Annotated in this window: 16 protein-coding genes; 8 read left to right on the forward strand and 8 right to left on the reverse strand. The window is 39.9% G+C overall.

The window, feature by feature from the left end:
- Positions 1 to 79 precede the first annotated feature (79 nt).
- The 3 genes from ACQK2H_RS17600 to ACQK2H_RS17610 are packed head-to-tail and all read left to right on the forward strand — an operon-like array spanning position 80 to position 2,723.
- Positions 80 to 1,336: a cation:proton antiporter gene (locus tag ACQK2H_RS17600; protein ID WP_425392691.1), complete on the forward strand. Its 1,257-nt coding sequence runs from the start codon at positions 80 to 82 to the stop codon at positions 1,334 to 1,336.
- 22 nt (positions 1,337 to 1,358) lie between these two features.
- On the forward strand, positions 1,359 to 2,423 hold the full coding sequence (locus ACQK2H_RS17605) for a glutaminyl-peptide cyclotransferase (protein WP_425392692.1): 1,065 nt from the start codon (positions 1,359 to 1,361) through the stop codon (positions 2,421 to 2,423).
- A gap of 3 nt (positions 2,424 to 2,426) precedes the next feature.
- Entirely contained in the window at positions 2,427 to 2,723 is a 297-nt protein-coding gene (locus ACQK2H_RS17610) for an SCP2 sterol-binding domain-containing protein (RefSeq protein ID WP_425392693.1), read from the forward strand.
- Positions 2,724 to 2,774: 51 nt separating this feature from the next.
- Here the strand turns inward: ACQK2H_RS17610 and ACQK2H_RS17615 are convergent, their stop codons facing one another.
- On the reverse strand, positions 2,775 to 5,051 hold the full coding sequence (locus ACQK2H_RS17615) for an isocitrate lyase/phosphoenolpyruvate mutase family protein (protein ID WP_425392694.1): 2,277 nt from the start codon (positions 5,049 to 5,051) through the stop codon (positions 2,775 to 2,777).
- A gap of 11 nt (positions 5,052 to 5,062) precedes the next feature.
- On the reverse strand, positions 5,063 to 6,949 hold the full coding sequence (locus tag ACQK2H_RS17620; protein WP_425392695.1) for a malate synthase: 1,887 nt from the start codon (positions 6,947 to 6,949) through the stop codon (positions 5,063 to 5,065).
- A 104-nt stretch (positions 6,950 to 7,053) separates the two neighbouring features.
- Here ACQK2H_RS17620 and ACQK2H_RS17625 point away from each other — a divergent pair, with 104 nt between their 5' ends.
- On the forward strand, positions 7,054 to 8,514 hold the full coding sequence (locus ACQK2H_RS17625) for a helix-turn-helix domain-containing protein (RefSeq protein ID WP_425392696.1): 1,461 nt from the start codon (positions 7,054 to 7,056) through the stop codon (positions 8,512 to 8,514).
- Here the strand turns inward: ACQK2H_RS17625 and ACQK2H_RS17630 are convergent.
- The 3 genes from ACQK2H_RS17630 to ACQK2H_RS17640 are packed head-to-tail and all read right to left on the reverse strand — an operon-like array spanning position 8,509 to position 15,255.
- Complete coding sequence (locus ACQK2H_RS17630; protein ID WP_425392697.1) at positions 8,509 to 9,204, reverse strand: phosphatase PAP2 family protein; 696 nt, start codon at positions 9,202 to 9,204, stop codon at positions 8,509 to 8,511. The two genes, ACQK2H_RS17625 and ACQK2H_RS17630, sit on opposite strands and share 6 nt — an antisense overlap.
- Positions 9,205 to 9,209: 5 nt before the next feature.
- Entirely contained in the window at positions 9,210 to 14,174 is a 4,965-nt protein-coding gene (locus tag ACQK2H_RS17635; protein ID WP_425392698.1) for a C25 family cysteine peptidase, read from the reverse strand.
- Positions 14,161 to 15,255, reverse strand: coding sequence for a PorV/PorQ family protein (locus tag ACQK2H_RS17640; RefSeq protein ID WP_425392699.1), 1,095 nt, complete (start codon positions 15,253 to 15,255; stop codon positions 14,161 to 14,163). The genes ACQK2H_RS17635 and ACQK2H_RS17640 overlap by 14 nt, the downstream gene beginning before the upstream one ends.
- A 306-nt stretch (positions 15,256 to 15,561) precedes the next feature.
- On the opposite strand from ACQK2H_RS17640, the gene ACQK2H_RS17645 reads away from it, so the two are divergent.
- Complete coding sequence (locus ACQK2H_RS17645; protein ID WP_425392700.1) at positions 15,562 to 15,909, forward strand: PadR family transcriptional regulator; 348 nt, start codon at positions 15,562 to 15,564, stop codon at positions 15,907 to 15,909.
- 48 nt (positions 15,910 to 15,957) lie between these two features.
- Positions 15,958 to 18,393, forward strand: coding sequence for a PspC domain-containing protein (locus ACQK2H_RS17650; RefSeq protein ID WP_425392701.1), 2,436 nt, complete (start codon positions 15,958 to 15,960; stop codon positions 18,391 to 18,393).
- Positions 18,394 to 18,699: 306 nt separating this feature from the next.
- Here the strand turns inward: ACQK2H_RS17650 and ACQK2H_RS17655 are convergent, their stop codons facing one another.
- On the reverse strand, positions 18,700 to 18,984 hold the full coding sequence (locus tag ACQK2H_RS17655) for a putative quinol monooxygenase (protein ID WP_425392702.1): 285 nt from the start codon (positions 18,982 to 18,984) through the stop codon (positions 18,700 to 18,702).
- Between the two features lie 3 nt (positions 18,985 to 18,987).
- On the reverse strand, positions 18,988 to 19,764 hold the full coding sequence (locus ACQK2H_RS17660) for an SAM hydrolase/SAM-dependent halogenase family protein (RefSeq protein WP_425392703.1): 777 nt from the start codon (positions 19,762 to 19,764) through the stop codon (positions 18,988 to 18,990).
- A 166-nt stretch (positions 19,765 to 19,930) separates the two neighbouring features.
- On the opposite strand from ACQK2H_RS17660, the gene ACQK2H_RS17665 reads away from it, so the two are divergent.
- Entirely contained in the window at positions 19,931 to 20,893 is a 963-nt protein-coding gene (locus tag ACQK2H_RS17665; RefSeq protein WP_425392704.1) for a PhoH family protein, read from the forward strand.
- The gene (locus ACQK2H_RS17670) at positions 20,865 to 21,299 is read left to right on the forward strand and encodes a GNAT family N-acetyltransferase (RefSeq protein WP_425392705.1); all 435 of its coding nucleotides are present in this window, start codon (positions 20,865 to 20,867) and stop codon (positions 21,297 to 21,299) included. The genes ACQK2H_RS17665 and ACQK2H_RS17670 overlap by 29 nt, the downstream gene beginning before the upstream one ends.
- Before the next feature lie 22 nt (positions 21,300 to 21,321).
- Here ACQK2H_RS17670 and ACQK2H_RS17675 read toward each other — a convergent pair whose 3' ends face one another.
- A complete protein-coding gene (locus ACQK2H_RS17675; protein WP_425392706.1) occupies positions 21,322 to 22,191 on the reverse strand; it encodes a TlpA family protein disulfide reductase in 870 nt (289 codons plus the stop codon).
- Between the last annotated feature and the right edge of the window lie 4 nt (positions 22,192 to 22,195).

A 22,195-nucleotide genomic window follows, 5' to 3' on the forward strand; every position in this document is an offset into this window, starting at 1 on the left:
CTCAAACGCTTGTATTTTAGTTCGTACTGTTAGTTTTTAAAATTAATATTGCGTTGAATCACCTTTAAATGACACGGACGTGAGTATTCTTGACATCATCGCCTTGTTTATCTTCCTATCGGGAGCGTTTATTTTTATAAACACCTTCTACCTAAAGCTACCGTCATCTATAGGATTGATGATAATGGCTCTTGTATTGTCTTTTCTGGTATTGATACTAGGAAATGCATTTCCCGATCTACACCTCGCAGAGCATGTGAAAGAGTACGAGTTTGAAGAGGTGCTCTATCAAATTGTACTTAGTTTCATGCTCTTCTCCGGAGCTTTGAATATTGATTTCAGGAAATTAAGCAGTCAAAGAAGCTCAGTTTTGGTGTTAGCCATAGTAGGTGTATTGATATCTACTTTAGTAATTGGTACCGGCGTTTATTACATGCTGGATGCAATGAATATTCACCTGGAATATTTGTATTGCCTGGTATTCGGTGCATTAATCTCACCAACTGACCCAATAGCGGTCACCAAAACCATTAAAAGATTTAATCTGTCGAAAGAGCTTGAGATTAAAATTGCCGGAGAATCGCTATTTAATGATGGAATTGCGGTAGTACTAGCATTGACATTACTGGATATCGCCCATGCCGGCGAAGATCACACATTAACTTTCTTTGAGACTGCCTACATAGTAGTGGCAGATGTTGGAGGAGGAATTTTCATTGGTCTCCTACTAGGATACATTGGTTACAGGCTTTTAAAGTATGTAGATAACGATGCTGTAGAAGTTGAGGTATTGATTACCCTAGCTTTAGTAATGGCAGGTTCTCAACTAGCCGATTTCATTCATGTTTCTGCTAAGCAGGCAGCCGTTGTGATGGGGCTGGTGTTAGGCAATGAAGGGAAAAGCACACATGTTGCTAGTGCTGTCGGAGATTACGTTTTCAAATTCTGGAAACTACTTGAAGAAACATTCAGTGCGATGCTATTCGTACTTATTGGACTGGAAATGCTGGTTCTGGACCTAAGGTTAGACTTCATTGCAGCTGGGTTCTTTGCAATTTGTATTGTGCTCTTCGGTAGATGGACAAGTGTGTTTATTCCAATTAAATTGATGTCTGTTAAAAATCACTTTGCTCCTAATACCATTTCCGTGCTTACATGGGGTGCGCTTAGGGGAGGTTTGCCAATAGCCCTTTCCCTCTCTCTAACAGATTTCAATGGTAAAGATGTGATTGTAACTATGACTTATATCGTGGTTGTATGCTCTGTACTCTATCAAGGACTCACAGTTCCAACACTTATGCGATCAACTGACAGAAGTCAAGGGTCACAATCATAAACATCTTTGCTAATTTTATGGCATGATCAAACTTAGCTATGTGATCCTTGCAACCTCATTATTATTGACTAGTTGCAAGGAAGGGAAAGAAGAATCAGAAAAACCATCTTCACCTCGTATTAGAAAAAACACAAGTGTAACTGCACCTTCACAAAATCAAACATTTGTAAGGGGTAATCAAATTGATGTATCAATAACTTCAAACGAAGATTTCCCTATTGATTCTGTTGAAGTTACGTTTGGAGACCATTCAATTACGTATTACGATCCGAGCTTTCAAATCAACATCACAGATCGAAAAGTAGGATCACGGAGAATTTTGATAAAAGCATATAATAGAAATGCATCTGAGACACATTATCGATCGGTGATTATCCTACCCGAAAATGCTCCTGAGGAATTAAGTTACAAAATAGTAAATACCTATCCACATGATACGGAAGACTACACGCAGGGATTATTGATTAAGGATGGATACCTGTATGAAAGTACCGGCCAAAAAGGTGAGTCTACCTTTAAAAAGAAAGAAATAACAACAGGAGAAACATTGAAGGTCATCAACCTTGCCGCTAACTACTTTGGAGAAGGTTTAGCATTAATAAATGACGAGTTTTACCAACTGACCTGGACGTCCGGTGTTGGCTTTGTCTACAATATGGATATGGAGCAAGTAAGAACGTTCAACTATCAAATGCAGGGTTGGGGTTTAACTACCCTTGGAGATGAATTGGTATTTACCGATGAGACAGAAAAGCTTTTTTTTATTGAACCCAAAAGTTTCACTGTTCAGAGGGAGCTGGAAGTATATGACAATGAAGGAAAAGTAGATTCACTCAATGAGCTGGAAGTAATTGATGGACGGATCTATGCGAATGTTTACCAGGAGGATTATATCGTTATTATTGATCCTGAAACCGGTGAAGTTTTGCAAAAAATTGATTTCACAGGAATATTATCCGATGAAGAAGCAAGCAAGGCCGATGTGCTTAATGGAATCGCTTATGATCAGGAAACGGGGAAAATTTATGTGACCGGAAAATGGTGGCCTAAGCTATTCGAAGTAACTTTTCAACCAAAACCGATATAACAAATGACTTTAGAAGAAATCAGTGATAAAATAAAAAAGCTGGCCGATAAACACAGTGGTCAGTTCCAGGGTAAAGCAAACTTTAAATTCGAGGAAGGAGTGGTGCATCTGGATGATACTGTATCGCCTACCGTAGTTGTGAATGAGGAACGAGATGCTCCATTTGCGATTAAAATGACTGCCGAAAATTTCAATAAAATACTTACCGGAGATTTAAATGTCATGATGGCATTTATGTCTGGAAAGCTAAAAATAGAAGGAGATAAAGGTGCAGCAATGAAACTTACTGCGCTGTTTTAAAGAAATGAAACTTAAAAAAAGAAAGCTCGGGAAAGCCCGAGCTTTTTTGATTTATGCTAGATCTGCAATCTTTTCCTCCTTGACCTCAAGGAGTTTTTCAATTGCCACAGGATCATCCAAAAACTTATTCACTGTAGTTTTATCTACTTCAGCCACAATCAACTGACCAACTTCCTCATGCACGTTTTTGTAGATATCCCTCTTAGCCATGCCCTCACATTGCTTCACATTATCTTCTGTCGGCGTTAAGTAGTGCACCACATTGGATTTAAAGCGATTAAGTAAAAACAGATGCTGCAGAGTCATTAAGCGCTTACGACGATATTTTGCTTCAAAGGTATTCTGATCACGTATTGATAGAATATTTTGATCATTTCGGTCCATCAAAGAACTGAAGACCACATTACTGATCACACTTTCATCCTTCAATACCATCAATTCAAGCACATTGGAACCAGGATTTTGTGGTCGCAACTTCACTTTGAATTCACCTTGCACTTCATTTAGTTCAGCCCATTGTTTCACCCATCCTGCTAATACCTTAGTTGGAAGTTCGATATTTACCAAATGCTGGAATTGAGTAGAGCCTTTCCCCATTGCTTTGGTAGTAGCTGTTCTTCCGGATGAAGCAGCCAAAGCACCATCCATTCTTGGTCCACCTACATGCGTTTGTGGTGTCTTATAAGGGGAATCCAGAAGTCTGAACTTTCGTTGAACCTTTGCCAGCGCAAGCATACCTTCTGAAAGCAGAGAGTTAGAGAATTCATCTGCTGCCAGACCATCAATCTGATGCCCTCCGTAGGTGATAAAGTTGAAAACAAAGCCCATTTTAGCCAACTCCTCAGGAAATGCCTTCATTTCTTCCTCTGTCATTCCGGTTGAATCCCAGTTAAAAGAAGGCGAAAGGTTATAAGCAAGCATTTGATCAGGATAAACCTTGTGGATTGCCTCTGCAAATAATTTAGCGTCAGCTAAGTCTGCGGTTTTTGTTTCCATCCAAAGTATATCTGCAAAAGGAGCGATAGCCAGAGATTTAGCAATAGCAAAGGGTATGCCTCCTCTGATCTGGTAGTAACCTTCAGGAGATCTCATTACCTCACAGTCCCATCTAAAAGTGACATTATGTCCTGTGCAGAAAGCTTTAACTTCCTCAAAAGACATACCTTTCAATTCATCTTTCCAGCCTTCCTGAAGATGGATTTCCAAACCGTCTTTAGTAGCAATTTCAATCGCCTCTATGGCAGCCTCAGAAATAGTCATAACAGCGGCTTCCTCTTCCCATTTCTCTACTGTCTTTGCATGTATTTCATCAAATTTTGGTTCGAACTGGAACGCATGATCAGACTGCAATGAAGAAAGATTTTCTTCGATAAGGTCTAAAACCCCTACTTGTTTCAACCATAGGATCGTTTCTTCTTTTACAACTCTTGCAGCATACAGCTCATGTCCAAATACAGGAACTCCTTTTTCCCTAAGCACCTGGTGAAGTCCTAAAATCACAGACTTATAGGATGGAACATCCGGATTGGTAGCACCCAATACAAACGGATGATCACGTTCATCACTAATTGTCTCCAATAAGGTGGCTGCTTCTGCGTCAGTACGTGCAACAATGATTCCCTCTACTCTCATCAAATCCAATTGAAAGCGAGCTGCATTGAGTCGCTTAATTTGCTCATCGCAGGAAACAAGGACTTTTCCTCCCAGGTGACCACACTTCTTGGTGCCGGGCTTCTGGTCTTCAATGTGATATCCTGGAACTCCTGCCTCAACAAATCTGCGAACCAGGTTTCTTATCTGTGCATCGCCTCCATGACCCGTATCCGCATCAGCAATTATGTAAGGGGAATAATCAATGGGAGTTATTTCTGATCTTTCAGCCTCATTCATCCGATGACGGGCGTACGTCTGATTCTTATCAGCTGCAAGTAAGGCTCTCACAATGGAGGCAGCTTCATTAGGAACCTGGCTTAGTGGATAACTTGCAACGTCAGCACCTGGATCTTCATCTGTAGATCCCTTCGCTGAGGTAGCCCAGCCACCAAGGTAGATACCCTCGATCCCGGATCGCTTCATCATCACAGCCTGACCAGGTGAATAGGGGCCAAAGGTGGTGATGGATTTTTTTTCGTTATACAGTTCTCTAAGACGTTTGTAAAAATTGTGCGCAGCATGTTTTGCGATTGAGTAGTCGTTGTAAAGCGTACCTTGCTGTTCAGCAATTTGTCGTGCTGTATACAGTCTTTTCACGCCCTTAAACCTGGACGAATTGAAGAAATTTTCCGCTTCCTCAACTGCCGCATTCATTACTGATGATTCATTTTTCATAATTATTAAGATTAAATAGTAATCAGGGTATCCGGGTTGGCGGTTATGCGTTCTCCGGATAGTTTAAATTCATTGTAGTATGTATCCACACGATCTTGTGCGATGCTTAGATCGTTATTATTGAGATTCAGATTGAGTAAGTCTATAAACCACGGAGCTTTCAATGAATCCGTTACAAATCGCTCAACAATCAATTTGGAAATGGGCAGTGTTGTATGTTTTGAATGCTCATGCACATCTTTATCATCAGCGCGTAACAGCTTGTCGTATTCTTCCTTGAGCAGTTGATCAAATACTTTTTTTGTGAACACATCTCCTGCTGAAATCTGGCAAGACTGGTCTGACTCAGTGAGTTTTGCAGACTTTTGTAGCCACTCCCACAATACACTGACGCGAATTTCTCCGGTGGCCATATCTTCCATCAAGTAGAGAATATTATCATCATCGAAGAAATCAGCAGGTTTTAATGCTGCAGCCTGGAATCCTTGTAAAAAGGCATTTCCATACTGTAATGCCACACTGATCAGATTTCGTGCGCCTCGAATGGTTCGGGGAGCTTCTTCCAGTTCGATAAGCTTTTTTTGATCTCCCTCGGTATACGTTAAAGGCTCAAATGATCGACCTAATTGATTCACTTCTCCTTTTTCCTCCCAAACCGGACGGATGATGTGAACCATTTTCCAGTGGGCTACCCACTTGCCGGAAGCACCGGCCACTTGTTCTCTTTTGGCCCCAGCCAGCGCTTTTTCCATGCTTGAAGCCACTCCTTTTTCTCCACCAACCGGGATATTCGGCTCCATACCACCTTGCCAGAGTGCAAAATTTCCATTTTGATCAGGGGTATTCACAGCCTTCCTAACACGATCCTCGTAGGCAGCCATGTAAGAGTAGGTCATCGAAATGGCTTCAATGTTAGGGTTGATAAAATCAGGTATTCCAGCCATTGCGTCTGCTACACTATTGATGTAGTCCCAGCGCCCGGTATTGAAACCTACGAAGTGTGGGCTTAAGGCAGCTCGTATTTCCATAAGCTGGAAAGTGGCTTCAAGCTGCTCAACCAACACGTATGCTTTGATTGTGCCAATAACCAAACCAAGATGCTTTTCGAGGGTAGAAATAATCTCATTCCAAAAAGCCGCCTCATGGGCAGTTTGAATTTTAGGTAAATAGACAACTATGCTGCGTCCCTGAGCTTGAAGCTCTTTGTAATTGTTAACAACATAAAGCGTCAGATCAGTGATGGAAGCAGAAAACGAGTCACCATTTTCCATCGTAATATGTCGGTCATCCAGGTGTAAACCCCTGGATCGGAAAATAATAGTGGTGAAGTCAAGTTGCTCATTGACATTTTTAACGATTTCTCTTCCAAGGAAATCTTTTGACCATTTATTCATTTCTACCGCTACCTTCTCAGCCGCTTGGATAAAAACAGGGTCGCGGTGAATCGTCAATTTTAAATTTCGCTGGTTGTCCAGCGACATGGAGTTGATTTGGCCTAGTGCATCTTCTCCATCGAACATCCAGCCATCCGCTCCAGACAACAAGGCATAAGCAACATTTCGAATGCTGCTCTCCACAGGTGCATTTGGTTTTGCTGCAGGACCTGTGCCCTGAATCCATTGACATTGAAGATCATTTGGAATCTGGCTTCCATTAAACTTTCCCTTTCTCGCATCAGAAGCAGTAAGACCGGAATTTCCAATAATGGTAGATGGTGACAAGAAGTCGATCACCCTTCCATCTGCTATTCGGTTTTTCCTTCGGGCATTTCGATCGGACATCAATGATTTCTGTTGCTCATTGAGTGGACTTAGAGCTTCAAGAGCGTTTAAAACTTCGTCGGTGAATACATCCTGATATTCGGCTAAGTATTCTGGTGTGATATGAGTGAGTGACATAAGTTAAATTTTCGGTAAATATATAAATTTTATCTAATAGCGGAAATTACGCTATTAATACTTTTTACTCTTTTAGTGTTTACCTTTGATGTTAATAGGCAGGTATGATATCAGACAATGACATTGTAAAGCTCATCTTGGGCTTCAAAATCAAGCATCTACGACTGAAAAAGGGGATTTCTTATCAAGCGCTTTCAGCGCAAACCGGACTATCCGTTTCATATTTAAATGACATAGAAAAAGGAAAAAAATATCCTAAGCCGGATAAGATAAATGCTTTGGCTTCTGCTTTCGAAATAGACTATGATGACTTAATCAGTACGAAAGCAGATAAGAAATTACTACCTGTTATTGAGTTATTGAACTCCGGTTTTTTTAAATACTTCCCCTCTGAAGAGTTCGGTTTCAATATTGAAAAAATCATTGATGTATTTAGCAATGCGCCTGACAGGATTAGTGCATTTATCAGTACGATTCTGAAAATGGTTCGCAGTTATCAGATCGAAAAAGAACACTTTTATCGGGTAGCACTCCGGAGCTATCAGGATATGCATGATAATTACTTTGAAGATATTGAAGAAAGTGCCAGGGAGTTTATTGAAGAGAATAATCTTAGTACACCTTCCAATTCTTATACACTGAAAGAAGCATTAAAATCACTATTTCATATAACTATCAATGATGAAAGGCTCGCCAAAGATCCCTTTCTTAAACAGGTTCGTTCTTATTATTCCAAAGAATCTAAAACGCTGTATCTGAACAGCAATTTGTCAGAAGAACAGATTCGATTCATGATCGCCAAAGAATTGGGATACCAGAAGATGGTTTTGAATGAACGATCATTCGAGACAAATTTGAATAAAGAAGCATCCTTTGAGAAACTCTTAAATAATTTCAAAGCGTCCTATTTTGCTTCTGCGTTGCTTCTCCCTTCGCATGAATTTGTTAAAGACATACAATCGTTTGCATTGGCTACTAAATGGTCGCCTGAACTCATAGGCAATTTATTGACCAAATATCATGTAACCCCTGAAACCCTTCTTCAGCGCCTTACCAATGTACTCCCTAAGTATTTTGGAGTTGACAATCTATTTTTCATACGTCTGGATGCACGAGGAGGCATGATTGATTACCAAATCACTAAAGAATTGCACTTATCAGGCTTACATAATCCTTACCAAAATCAATTAAGCGAGCATTTATGTCACCGTTGGGTTTCGATCAGTAGCATTAAAAATTTACAAGGTAACGACAAGTCATTTTTAGTTGATGCTCAAATCTCTGAATACTGGCAAACAGATAAAGCTTATTTCGTAATTTCCATTGCTCAACAAAGTCGGTTTGATAATAAAAATGGAAGTAGTGTATCCATTGGATTATCCATGAATGAAAAACTTAAAGGAGCTTTTAACTTTATCAAAGACTCAGACTTAAAGAAAAAAGTGGTTCATACAACCTGTGAAACATGTGCCATTTCTGATTGTGAACACAGAGTAGCACCTCCTGTGTATCTTGAGAAGAGAGAAATGGAAAAAGCGATGGAAATGGAACTTAAAAAATTATGAATGATTGAACCTCTCATCATCATCACTCAAATCCATTTCCGCCAGATCTTCATCCGGCGTATTCCATGGGCCTGCTTCTTCCCTGTTTAAGTATTTTTCAAACCCCATATAAAATGCAGCTGCTATAATAATACCTAACAAAGAACCAGCCATGATATCAATTAGAAAGTGCTGAGCAAGGTATACTCTCGATATAGCAGTTAGTGTAGCGCCAATTAGCAGGATAGTGGAGTAATTCTTATGCTGAAACATCAGCGCCAGTAAAGTGGTTATCCCAAATGCCGCCATGGCATGTCCGGAAGGAAATGAATGCTCGCTTAAAACATTCACCCCATCAACAAAGTCCAAAATCTTGTGATCCAGAAAATAGATTTTAGGTCGGGGTGCAGTATCAAACAAAACAAACTTAAAAAAGTAGGACACTGCCCCAATTGTGATACCAGAAACTGACATTATAATTCCAAGGCGCCTGTTGATAAATATGAGGGCTATTGATAACACAGCATAGAAAAACCCATTCCCCGTATACGTCCAGTATTTAAAAAAGAAATTCCAGACAGGATTATGTAACTCATTAAGAAATAACACAAAATCACCGTGTTCCTGATAGAAATAGAACACCATCCCTAATCCAAAAAGGATTAGATAAGAGATGAAGAACCAGCGAGTATTTCTCAGGCGATTAATCATAATGATCAACGCAAGATATATAGTTTACCAAAGCCATGCTTGAAGGCCTTATCGGCGCTTGTTGATCTACGCTCAAGTGCATTGCCATTGGCATTGATGAGTACTTTGTAGAAGTATACTCCATTAGCTAGCTGATCACCATTCTCATCTCTTCCATCCCATGCATAACTAGTGATGTTGTTTCCAACACGTATCGGCCCGATTTCATCCTGCGTGATTTCTCTCACTACCCGACCTGATACCGTCAAAATCTGAATCTTTATTTCATCAGGTATTTGAGAACCTGTAAGTGTAAAAACAAACCTACAACTAGTTGAAAAAGGATTTGGGTATGGATAGAAATGTGTTATAGTAGATTCATTAACCACCTCAAAACCAACTTCATAGGGTTCAGTTCCAGCTTGATTGCCTGCTTCATCTTCTGCTTGTATTCGAATGCTGTGAATTCCATCGCCTAACGGACCCGGATTAAATTCTATTTGAAAATCCTCGCTTTCACTCGCAACAGTATAGGTGAGTCTGGGATCTGTGAAGTTTATTCGTTGAAATTGAGATTCTTCTCCCGGAAGCTTCAATGATATGTTAATTCCAGTAGTATCTGTTTTAGAAATGAACGGGTTATCGTCACGCATTTTTATCACAATCCGTGGGTTAGGAGAAACAATATCGCCATCTAAAATGTGGTATCCATCAAAAGTCACATCCAATATCGGATTGGTTTCATCCGCATTTACTTCAACGGCATCCACAATTGTCAAGCGGTTGTTAGCTTGATAAGCTTCATTTTCTATGGGTATCACCTCTACTATGAGTGAGTTCATACCTTCTTTATCAAAGGATGAAAAATTAACAGAAAAAGAAGTGGTATCACCTGAAAGTGGTGGCGCAATTAAAAAGCTGGAATTAAACACTTCACCAGTACCTTGATTGATGAGTGACGCCATTACACTCAATGAATCAGTAAAATCTGATGTCCCCAAATTATAAAAATAAAATGACCTACTGATCTCCTCTCCTTCCTGAATGGACAATGCGTTCTTTTCAGACACCTGCAATATTCCTTCTGGCGGATAATCGTAGTTTAACTCCCAAAAATTAAGCTGGGGAGGTGTTTGATCTGTTTCATCAAAAAATGAAAAAAGCAACTCAATTTCAGGATATAGAACAGGATCTACTGACGCTATATCAATGGTTTCGGCTCTTGCTCTTGATGCGAGAGTGGTAGCATTTCCATTTTTATCAATACCAAAAACATCTACCTGAATATCATCATTGGCTTCCTCCGTAATATTGTAAGAAAAGGCCTCCCAGTTTTTCGCAGGGCCGATTTTCGTTGTTCTTATATTACCACTGACAAACCGGCCAACTACCTCAGCTTGATAATCAAGACTTTGTTCCGTTTTGGGATTACCCGAACCATCATCAGAAATCACAATTGCTGAACCTTGTGGATCTCCTTTTCTCCCAAGAATTATTACTGGCTGACCATCTGTTAATGAATTGATCGTTGCAGTCCCTACTCCCAGCGTATTGAGTGTGTTTTCAACTTCAGCATCCCAGTTTGAATAGTCGACATTTCCAATATTAAATAAGACAATCATGTCGCCATCCCTCATGTTATCTACTAGCACCTGAAATCTTCTTTCAGAGCCAATCATATCCTGCTCTCTGAACTGATAGATACGCTGCGGGATCCTGCCACATACTTCTCGATTAAAAACATCAATTTGGGTTGTTGTTATTGGCCTATATGGGTCGGCACTTTCCTTGTCAAAAGCAATGGCATTGAATGTGTTTGTTTGACAAAATGGATCGATGGTATTTGATGTGACGAAAAAATCAACGCCACCAATGATCGCCTGAAGGTCATCGTAAGTAAATGTTGAATTATCGGCTCCATAAGTGAAAACATCTAATGCAGTAATATTTTCATCAAACTCCCAACGATTAGCTACTTCATTGTAGCTAATACCGCTAATTATTTGAGTGTCAATCTGCTCAAATTCGTATTGACCCCAGCCTTCTTCTACATTATCAACCAATGTAAAAGATGAGGATACCCATTCATTGGTTTCATCCGGAGCGGTCGTTGCATACCTGGTTCTCCAATAAACGGTAGATGTATCGGGAAGTGCTAAAGCAGAAAAATCAAATGTATGATCGATCAACACCGCTCCTTCGACCGTGAATTTTCTATTATTCGGTCCACTAAAGTCCGCTTGTGTATCGATCTCTAATTGATAGCCTCGATTTTCCTCTAGTAAATCACTTGATTGCCACTTAAAGGTGACCTCATTTGAAGCAAGAACTGCATTGTCTACTGGAAATAGATTCAATGTGTTGCCGCTGAAGATTGTCAAATCAAGTGTTGCCGAATTGTTACTCTCATCTATTTCTTCAACCTCATTTTCCGGATCCAATATTACTGTTATAAGATTGGATCCATCTATATTCTTGGTAGGATCATTGTAAATAGTAATTTCTAAAGTGTCTTGCCTTAGTGGTCTTTCATACCTCTGTACATAAACCTCTTGTCCTCCATCCGGTAGTGTGCGGTTAACCTGAACGATCAGGGAATCAAGCACGGTTCTCCCAAAGTTTTTTACGACCATTTCTATTTTAAAAGAATCCTGAGAAGCCAATATTTCGTTTGCCTCGAATGCTTCAGCCGTGATAGCGTTTTCATCAATCTGGTAGTCTGGACTGTCCGCTCCGAAAACACGATAGGCCGGATCGCCCTGGAGCGTCATCTGCTGTATTTGGGTTAGACCAATATTGTTGGTTCCGCTCTGCGCTAAATACCTCCTCGATACCTCTACAATCACATTGCCCAATGACTCATCAATAAATTGTTCAGTGCCGAAGGCTACATCATAGAATAAGTCACTCCAAAGTTTCAAGGTAGAAGATAGCGCAACATTGGAATGCGCCATAAACCCAACTGCTCCCAGCTCAGGCGTCATCATCCAATCCTCGCCAAATGTAAAATTGTTCCCAAATATCTCTCCTGCTTGACAGCCGTTTACTAAAAAAATGGGGTACTTCCCTTTGTTGGCAAACCCAAATGAAGGATCACCCACTCTTCCGATTTCTATATCTGTAACGGTACCACTGGAATGACCAAAGAAAGTAATGTAACCTACACCTTTATTTACTCGATCTGTAACATCAACATACTCAACAGCTTCGCTTGTTTCTTTCCCTGTATTAAACGCTCTCCCGCCAACAAAATCAGCTTCAAGGATGTCAGTGAACCCTTGAACAATGTTTATAAAGGTTGCAATTTCAATGGCATTAATTCCTCCACTCAATTGTAAAAAATCTTTCCTGAAAAGATCGTCATAAGGAAGAGCTTCCATTTCAATGATTTTATTTAAATAGGCGGTGACATCCCCAGTATTAAGTGCATTTAGCCTCCCAACACCAATTCCGGGCAAATTAGGATCAGAATCAATACCTAACGTGTAGGCTAAATCGCTTCCCGGATAACCATAGGTTGGAACATTGATAGATGTCTGATCTCCGCGGTAATAATTAAAATTCGGGGTGAAGCCTTTCCCTATTAGAAATACATTTTGAACGTCATTTTGATTATTAGCATCTACTATAAAATTTCTGATCGCTAATGGCGTAGGATCACCGTAGCTATATAAATTATAGAGGTCATCAATATTTGCAACTTGCACATTATGTCCTCCTCCATCGACCGATTCCCTGTAATTTTTGTAATCAGTGACAGGGTCACCTGAAGTTCTTAACAGGGGATGAGTTACGATAAGGTAATTCTTATTTGAAAGATCGAACTCAGGAAAGTTGACCGGCTCAATCGAAGCAACTGAAAGCACATTACTAACAGCCAAAACTATTTGTCCGTCATTTACATTTGGCACTACAACCTCTACCCGATCTGAGAAATTTGTTGTTGCTAATCTTACTGGGTTGTAGCTGTCTGTTACATCGAAAATCCGAGTTCCTTCGGCATTGGTAGTAGCTATTTGCAACCATGCTTTTGACGATGTAGGGTTACTGATTGTAAAAACCTTGTTCTCATCATCCTCCATTTGAATGGATTGAGGATAACGCAATCGAATATAAGACACTGCGATGCGGTCTGCAGCCTCCGGGAAACCGACAGGCGTGACTCGTACCACAAATTCTCCATTTGCACCAATGTTTCCACTATTTAATGATCCTGAAAAAAACTGTTTCCCCCACCCTGAAAACGCTACACTTGAAAGTGCTCCTAATGAACTAACATCCGGCCCCACCTCAATGGATACATTGTGACTTAGACTATTACCACCTACGAGCACCATCTCAATGATTGGATTATTTCCCGTGGCATCATAATTCTCAAGGGTGAAGTTGAAATCTCTGGAAACGTTCTTTGATTGAAACGAACCTGTCCACCCCTCCCCATCATCATATTTGCTTAAACTAAAGGCTGAACCACTCCCAAACCTTACTCCAGAAGCATAACTATTTGTATATAATTGAAGTGAATCTTCAATGTGAAATGATTCAGGTGTCAGTCCTGTCGTATTCTTATCTGCCGAAAAATCCATGCGACTCCCATCATCATCACCTAACTTATATGTGAGGAAATAGCTTGCAGTATCAGTGAACAGATTATAATATGTATGTGGCTGATCACCGGCATCATATATCGGAGCATCTGACTGGCCGTCATTTCGTTGACCATAAAATTCCAGCCATTCAAAGGTGAAACCAGTATTTACATTTAATGCTACTTCCTGACCTCTTCTAAATAATTGAATTCGGTTTTTTGGAACGGTTTCTACCGGAAATCCGATAGACGCTAATTCTGCCCGTGTAATTCTATAAAAGCCGTCCTCTCCTACTTTTACTTTATAGTAGGACTGAGAAAAATCGATCCATTCGTTTCCAATCTGCGCGACAGAGGTGCTGCAAAAGGAAAAGAGTAAGAGTATGATACTAATTCTCCACATTGAAATTCACTTTTATAGAAAAAACATGCGAAAAAAGTCCTGGTGCCAGATTGCCAATGTCTGTCAAAGCATAATCTATGGTTAGCTCATTAAAATGAATGCCAACACCCATGTTGGGCTGAAAAGTCCACGAAGTAGAACCATCAAAATCTTTTATTTGCTGAAACTGGTTCACTCCCAACCTTAGAAAAGCCATTTTTTTGTAATCCGCTTCAATACCAACTTTCGGATCCAGAGATACTAATTCTGAATTAACAAGCGTGTTTCGTTTACCATCAAATGTGATATCCACATCCATAGAGGCCATCAGTCCAAGACTCTCGGTCAATTCAAAGTTGCGAGAGCCACCAATAATCATACGTGGAAGCGTGATCTCCACTGAGTTGACCGGAACATCATTACCAGTTAAAGCATAAATCTCTTCTACTTCTGATGAATTATGCGACCAGGCATTGAATGTCCCAAACACATCGCGAACAACCATTCCAAGCTTCCATTCATTAATTTCCTTTTGCACGCCTGCATCAAAACCAAATCCCCATGCTTTTGAAAAACTACCAACCGTTCTGTGGATCACTTTTACATTTCCTCCAAAATCCAAACCACCAAGAAAAGGGAGCTCTCGTGCGTAAGAGGCTAGAAAACCATAATCTGCGGATGAAAAAAACTGAATGTTGTCATAGTTAATGGATCCGTTGGCATCTACTAAGAATCGAGTATCAGGAATATCATCCACTGCAAAGCGGATAATCGAAATTGCTATTTTGCTTTGACTATCTACAGATGTAGCGAATGCCGCATAATCATAGTTTGCTAATCCACCGAAATAGGAAGAGTGCATTAAGGATAATTGATGATCTGACGACATGCTATTGAGTCCGGCAGGATTCCAATAACCTGAAGTGACATCATCAACAAAAGAGACCGCAGTGAAACCCATGCCGAAACTCCTGGCCCCCACTCCAATATTCATAAATTCATTGCTGTACTTAGGCGTATTATCCCTTTCATTAGAGGAATCTTGCGCATTCAGAAAAGTTGATAGCGCCAAACACAGAAATCCAACAAGTAATAGCCTCATATGAATCAATTCAACGGCAATTTAGTGATAGCTATTGGATAGATATAACGATCATTCGTTGAATAATACCTTATATACGACAAAGTGTAATATTCCCCTTTTATGTTATTTTTTCAATATTTTATATTACTATATAAAGAATATTGTTTGAATTGGATAATTTTCTGCAAAGTACTTGGCCATGCATAGTACCTTTCCGTATACAAGACCGAAACCTATCCAAAACTGTTAAAAAGTTGGACCGATACGAAAGTGATTCCCGCTTAATTCTAAGTTGATGAGAACTTTCGATAAATAAAAAGACGAATGAATATTGAAAACACACAAGTTCAAATGAGGAAGGGGATTCTGGAATTCTGCATCTTGCATATTATTTCCAGAGGAGAAGTCTATGCTTCAGATATGCTGGAGGAACTTACATCTGCTAAGATTATGGTTGTTGAAGGTACCTTATATCCCTTACTCACCAGATTACGCAAAGCCGGTTTGGTCGACTATAAATGGGTAGAATCCAAATCCGGACCTCCCAGAAAGTATTACACACTTACTGATGATGGCAATGAATTTCTAAAAAGCCTGGATCAAACCTGGACAGAGCTGGTGAGCTCAACCAAAAAAATCATTGCCAACAAAAACACAAAAAAGAAATCATAACGTAAGCTTTCCGGCTTATACCATGCGACTCAAAAAAAGACTACACAAATGAAAAAGAATATAAGTATCAACATTGGCGGCATCATATTCCATATCGAAGAAGATGGATATGATAAACTGAAAAATTACCTCGATTCAGTCAATACGTACTTTTCCTCTTTCGAAGACAGCAAGGAGATCATTGATGATATTGAAGGACGAATTGCTGAGATCTTCTTATCAAAACTTGATGAAGGCAAACAAATCATCACGAAAGAGGATGTGAATGATCTCATTGCAACGATGGGAACAACAAAGGATTTTGAAGCATCTATTGAAGCAGAGCCTGAAACTGAAAAAGAGAAGGAAAAGGAAGAAAAAGAAGAAGATGCCTCACAAGAGGAGCCTAAAAGTGCCTATGAAAAAGCGAAACGACTTTACAGAGATAACAAGCGAAAGGTTATTGGTGGGGTAGCTGCCGGTATTGCCAATTATTTTGGCATTGACCCGATTTGGGTCAGACTACTAATGCTTGCGTTCCTGTTTAACATCTTTTTCTGGGGACTAAGTGGGTTTATCTTTCTTGTTTACATTATCCTTTGGATAGCAGTACCCGGCAATGATTCCCTTGAGGACGACAAGGCGGTTAAAAAACTATTCAGAAGCACTGATGATCGAGTACTAGGTGGCGTTTCAGGAGGCATTGCCTCCTACTTTGGGACTGATCCTGTTGTTATTCGCGTAATTTTTGTGATCTCCATATTCCTGGGTGGTGCCGGCCTATTGGTGTATATAATCTTATGGATTATTACACCGGAAGCTCGTTCAATAACGGAAAAAATGCAGATGCAGGGCGAACCTGTAACTATTTCTAACATAGAAGAAAATGTGAAGAAAAGCCTGAATGTTAAAGAAGGCGAGGAAAACGTATTCGTGAAAATCCTGCTTTTTCCATTCCGCTTAATAGCCATCATATTTAAAGCGCTTGGTGAAATTTTAGGGCCTTTATTAAAGTTTGCAGTTGAAGCATTGCGAATTGCGGTAGGCGTATTCCTTGTTTTCCTGGGCTTTGTTTTAATGATCACATTCACGATCAGCCTGGCAGTACTATTTGGAGTAGGCGGAGCAATGGAATCGTGGGTGCATTTTGGAGACCTCCCAGTACAAGAGTTCTTCAGCTCGATGAGCACAGTGGCAATAGCATCAGCATATATCACTTCAATGGTACCATCATTAGCAATATTGCTTGTAGGCTTGATGATCATTGTTAAGAAAAAAGTGACCAATGCCTTAGTAGCGTGGAGCATGTTTGGATTGTGGTTACTTGGCTTGATCGGTCTGGCAATCTCTGTTCCCTCTATGATTAGAGATTACAGTGTAGAAAGCACATTCAAAGAAGAGAGATCTTATCCGATGAATGAAGGTGTGACTGAGCTAAAGCTCAACGACCTGGATTGGGACAACTATAACAGTGTTGATCTAAAGATCAGAGGATATGATGATACTGCCAGCTATTTGTTGGAATTAGAATTTGATGCGAGAGGTTACTCCCGAACCAATGCAAGAGAAAACGGTGAGGCAGTGGACTACATTGTAACACAAGAAGGAAATACGTTCTATTTCGATTCAGAAATAACCTTTGGAGATGCTCCATTTAGATTTCAGGATGTCTCCGCTACCTTTTATGTGCCTTATGGCAAGGTGTTCAAAATGGACTATAAGCTGAGAGAAATTCTGAGAAACACACTGTGGATTCATGATTATGACTCACGTGATTTAGGAGATAATGAATGGGTTTTTGATGAAGATGGACTGTCTTGCATTACTTGTGATAGAGATAATAAAAGCTCCTATAAACAAAGAACATTTGGCTCTGATAGTCAGGAGTATCAATTCTCTGATTTTGATGAAATCACATTCGTTTCCCTATTCGACTTTGAGATCATTCAGGGCGATGACTACCTGGTTAGACTTGAGGGTGATGATGACGAACTGGATAACGTTTACCTGAGCCAAAGTGGCGATGAGCTTGAGATCAGATATGGAAAGAATACTGATTGGTGGAAAAGCAGAAGGAGAAAAGATAAAATCAAGGTTTTTGTAGAAATGCCACAATTAGAATACCTGAAAGCATCAGGAGCATGCGAAGGAGAAATAAGAAATTTTGACGCATCTGATATGGCGTTAGATGTTGAAGGAGCTTCTGAAATATGGGCCGATATTCAGGTTAGATATTTAGAGGTTGACATTGCAGGTGCTTCTGAACTCACTTTAGTTGGTAGCGGTGATGACTTAAAGGTTGAGCTTAATGGAGCCTCCGAGTTAGACGCATTCAATTATATCGTTGAAGATGCCGACATCAATGCCTCTGGAGCATCTACCGCAAAGGTTTATGTGAAAAATGAACTTGAAGCTGATGCCTCCGGAGCTAGCAAGGTGAGATATCGAGGAAGCGCTACAGTCACATCAGACAGCAACGGATTCAGCTCTATTAAAAAGGATTAAAAATACTAACTGGTCGAGAGCTACTGCTCTGTCATTTAGGTTTTGGTATCCCCTGCTTTTGGTCGAGCAGGGGATTTTTCTTTGCTGCGAATTATTCCATATCATTTCATCAAAGTGTTGCCAAATTTTCTAATGAATAAACTATGCTTATTGCATAATTTGGGTTCAATGCCGTTTAGTTGAGACTTCCTTACCCTCAATCCCTAAAGGGATGACTTACTGGTTTAAGTCATTTCCCCTTTAGGGGTCAGGGGTTTTAATCAAATTACTAAAATTTTTCTTAACTAAACGGCATTGAATTTGGGTTTACTGAGGATCCAGTGAATATGCCAACGGTTTACCTCCAAACAGTATCTTCGTCTTGGCCCAGGTATCTTCGAACAATTTAGAGTGTCTATACTTCTCAAGATCTTTTTCACTTTCCCATTTGCTAAATGTATAATACACATGATCAAGTTTGGCATCCTTGCATAATTCGAGGTGATTGCAGCCTGGAAAGGTTGAGATTTTCTCTCTAACAGTTTCAAATAGCTCCAGAAAATCAGTCACTTTTTCCGGATCAAAATCCATTCGTACGATTCGTATAAGCATAAATTATCCGTTTGCAAATTCTATAAGTATGGGTGAGTCTACTGACAATCCTAGTAGTTCGGCAGCATTTCCCTTATTGATGCCTATCTGGAGCTGTCCGGAAGAGTTGAACAACACGTAGCAATCGCCAGACTCCACATCTGTGAAATAGCTATGAATACCCTGAAATTGTTCTCGACCAAATCGTATGGCATACCTTACCCCAGCTCCGTTTATTTCAATGATCTTTTCAAACTCCTCCTTTTTGATATTGGTAATCAGATTTCCAAAGTGATCCACCGTAATTACATGCCCGGCTATTTCCCGTTTAGTTACTTTCAACTGTCGGGCATACAATTCAGTCAATTCCTCTACCTTCTCACCCACATCCTTAAGGCTTTTTCCGCTTGCCAGCTTCAATGCAGTTTTTGCTAAAACATCTTTCGCCGGAAAAGTGGACTGACCATTTTCTAATAGCACGATTTCACTGGGCCTTTTTGACGAAATCAAACTAAAAATTCCGGAATCAAACCCTACAAAGAGGTGTCCATCAAGCTCGAGCGCCAATGCTCGCGATTTCTCTTTGACTGCATCTACAGCCACTATATGAACCGTTTTTTCCGGAAAATCCTTATATACATTACGAATAACATTGGCGGCATGCGAGATATCAAATGGGCGAATGTCATGTGTGATGTCAGTAATGGGCTGACTCGGTGACTCAGAAACAATGGCAGCCTTTACAGCAGCCACATAGTGATCTACCGTCCCAAAATCAGACATGAAGGTGATTAACGCCATTGAGGGAATTCAGCTTACATTTGTTGTCACAAAGCTATATATTTTACTTACACAGTGGGTTCTTAAGGGCCTGAGCTTTACAACAAAAAAACATAAAAAAAGCAGCTCATTTGAGCATTGTAGTTTATTAGAAAACAAACATTTGAAGCATTAACAAAAAGATCGATTGCTGGAAAAAATAATTACACTTGAAAACGTATCCCTTGTTGACTTTCTGGGGGTTGAAAATCAAAACATCAAAACCATTGCTACGGCCTTCCCGGATAGCAAAATAGTAAGTCGCGGGAATGAAATCAGGATCAAAGGATCTGCCCCACAGATTCTAAAAATCAATGAGATTTTAAATTCCCTTCTAGCTCATTACCATGAGTATGGCAAGGTGACTACCGAAAATGTAAAAGACTTTGTAGACAATGAAGAAAATACCATTGAGGCAGATAAAAATTCAGCCACTTTGGTTCATGGCACTCGTGGATTTCGTATTGTTCCCAAAACCGTCAATCAGAAAAAATTAGTAGCAGCAGTTGAGAAAAATGACCTGGTTTTCGCAATTGGCCCGGCAGGTACCGGTAAGACATACATTTCTGTTGCACTGGCTGTCAGAGCACTGAAGAACAAAGAAGTAAAAAAAATCATTATCACACGTCCGGCCGTAGAAGCAGGCGAAAACCTGGGATTTCTTCCCGGCGACTTGAAGGAAAAAATTGATCCATACCTGAGACCCATTTATGATGCACTCAGAGATATGATTCCGGCTGAGAAGCTTCGATACTATCAGGAAAATGGCGTGGTAGAAATTGCTCCTCTTGCCTACATGAGAGGTCGAACATTAAATGACGCTTATGTGCTGTTAGACGAAGCACAGAACACCACTCCGATGCAGATCAAGATGTTTTTGACACGAATGGGGCCTCAGTCTAAAGTGATCATAACCGGTGACGTATCACAAATAGATCTTCCAAAGAAGCAAAGTTCGGGACTCATCGAAACGATGAAAGTGCTGAAAGATGTGAATGGCATTGGGTTTGTAACCCTTGATGACCGGGATGTGGTCAGACATAAACTAGTTAAAGCAATCATAAAAGCCTATAATAAATATGATGTACAGGGTGATTCCGGCAACAAGTGAAGCACTTAGAAAGAAATCATTCCAAATTCGGGAGGAAGTTTTTGTAGTAGAGCAAGAAGTAGCTACCGAGGAAGAGTTTGATGAGTATGAAGACGAATCTCATCACTTTGTAGCACTGGATGAAAACGATGAACCAATCGGCTCTGCACGCTGGAGATACACTGAAAAAGGCATCAAGCTGGAGCGATTCACCGCAAAGAAAAGCTGGCGAGGAAAAGGATTGGGAACTGCTATTGTAAAAGCTGTATTGGACGACATTTCAGAAAAAGCTGAAAAGGGTACCTATCTCTACCTGCATGCACAGCTACAGGCTGTGCCACTCTATTTAAAATTTGGCTTCCAAACCAAAGGCGACCAGTTTGATGAGTGTGGGATCATGCATTATTTGATGTGGAGGGAGTTGTAGACTACTTCGTGTTTTGATACAATTACTCTATTAAGAGCTCTTCAAGGGCCGAGTCTAATAAATCAGAAGTCGATTCACTTCCTCCACTACTAAAATAAACTACTTTCCCATCCGGATTAATAATGAGATGCTTTGGATAACTATTTCCAAAGAGCTCAATGGTTTCTTTAGATCCAATGGATTGACTATATCTAAATTCTCTTTTTCCTAAAAACGATTTTAATACATGTTTGTCATCAGGAGAGATGGCAAGAAAAACAACCTCCGGCTCATCACGATATTTTTCAGTCAATTTATTAAGGCCTGGCATCTCGACGACACATGGTCTGCATTGTGTTGCCCACCAATTTATTACTAGATAACTATTTTGAAAATCATCCAATTCAATAATACTTCCGTCTAAACCAGAAACTTTAAAGAATGGCATTTTTTCACCAATTATAATCGAATTGGATTGGCTTTGAACGAAAGCAACATCACTAATGTCAGTATTGCCTAACCACTGATAACTTACGGTGTTGCTTACTGCATTATGTGTAACATAAACTTTAATTACATGCGATTTATCATTGAACTCCAAGTCTAATGTGTCACCATAAACTTGATTAGATATGGGACTTAAAGATACTAGGCTCCACATTATTGGTTTATCATGGATCAGTATACCAGACCAATAGCCATTTTTACCATTATATAAAATCGTCCCAAAGGCGACTTGCAATGAATCATTTCCGGTATTTAGAAACTTATAGCTAGCATCATCTGGCTTTAAGTATGATTTAACAGATTGAAATGGTTCTGGCAAACCTTCATTAAGCTGAACTTTCTCCTGCGCAAAGGACATAAAAGAAAGTAAAGTAAAAACACAGCTAATTATTGTGTTGATTCTCATATTC

Origin of the sequence: Ekhidna sp. (genome assembly GCF_965228795.1) — a bacterium.
Taxonomy (GTDB): Bacteria; Bacteroidota; Bacteroidia; order Cytophagales; family Cyclobacteriaceae; genus Ekhidna.

Coding starts and splice junctions, on each gene's coding strand:
- ACQK2H_RS17605 (WP_425392692.1), top strand. CDS start 1,359: ATGATCAAACTTAGCTATGTGATCCTTGCAACCTCATTATTATTGACT.
- ACQK2H_RS17610 (WP_425392693.1), top strand. CDS start 2,427: ATGACTTTAGAAGAAATCAGTGATAAAATAAAAAAGCTGGCCGATAAA.
- ACQK2H_RS17615 (WP_425392694.1), bottom strand. CDS start 5,051: ATGAAAAATGAATCATCAGTAATGAATGCGGCAGTTGAGGAAGCGGAA.
- ACQK2H_RS17620 (WP_425392695.1), bottom strand. CDS start 6,949: ATGTCACTCACTCATATCACACCAGAATACTTAGCCGAATATCAGGAT.
- ACQK2H_RS17625 (WP_425392696.1), top strand. CDS start 7,054: ATGATATCAGACAATGACATTGTAAAGCTCATCTTGGGCTTCAAAATC.
- ACQK2H_RS17630 (WP_425392697.1), bottom strand. CDS start 9,204: ATGATTAATCGCCTGAGAAATACTCGCTGGTTCTTCATCTCTTATCTA.
- ACQK2H_RS17635 (WP_425392698.1), bottom strand. CDS start 14,174: ATGTGGAGAATTAGTATCATACTCTTACTCTTTTCCTTTTGCAGCACC.
- ACQK2H_RS17640 (WP_425392699.1), bottom strand. CDS start 15,255: ATGAGGCTATTACTTGTTGGATTTCTGTGTTTGGCGCTATCAACTTTT.
- ACQK2H_RS17645 (WP_425392700.1), top strand. CDS start 15,562: ATGAATATTGAAAACACACAAGTTCAAATGAGGAAGGGGATTCTGGAA.
- ACQK2H_RS17650 (WP_425392701.1), top strand. CDS start 15,958: ATGAAAAAGAATATAAGTATCAACATTGGCGGCATCATATTCCATATC.
- ACQK2H_RS17655 (WP_425392702.1), bottom strand. CDS start 18,984: ATGCTTATACGAATCGTACGAATGGATTTTGATCCGGAAAAAGTGACT.
- ACQK2H_RS17660 (WP_425392703.1), bottom strand. CDS start 19,764: ATGGCGTTAATCACCTTCATGTCTGATTTTGGGACGGTAGATCACTAT.
- ACQK2H_RS17670 (WP_425392705.1), top strand. CDS start 20,865: ATGTACAGGGTGATTCCGGCAACAAGTGAAGCACTTAGAAAGAAATCA.
- ACQK2H_RS17675 (WP_425392706.1), bottom strand. CDS start 22,191: ATGAGAATCAACACAATAATTAGCTGTGTTTTTACTTTACTTTCTTTT.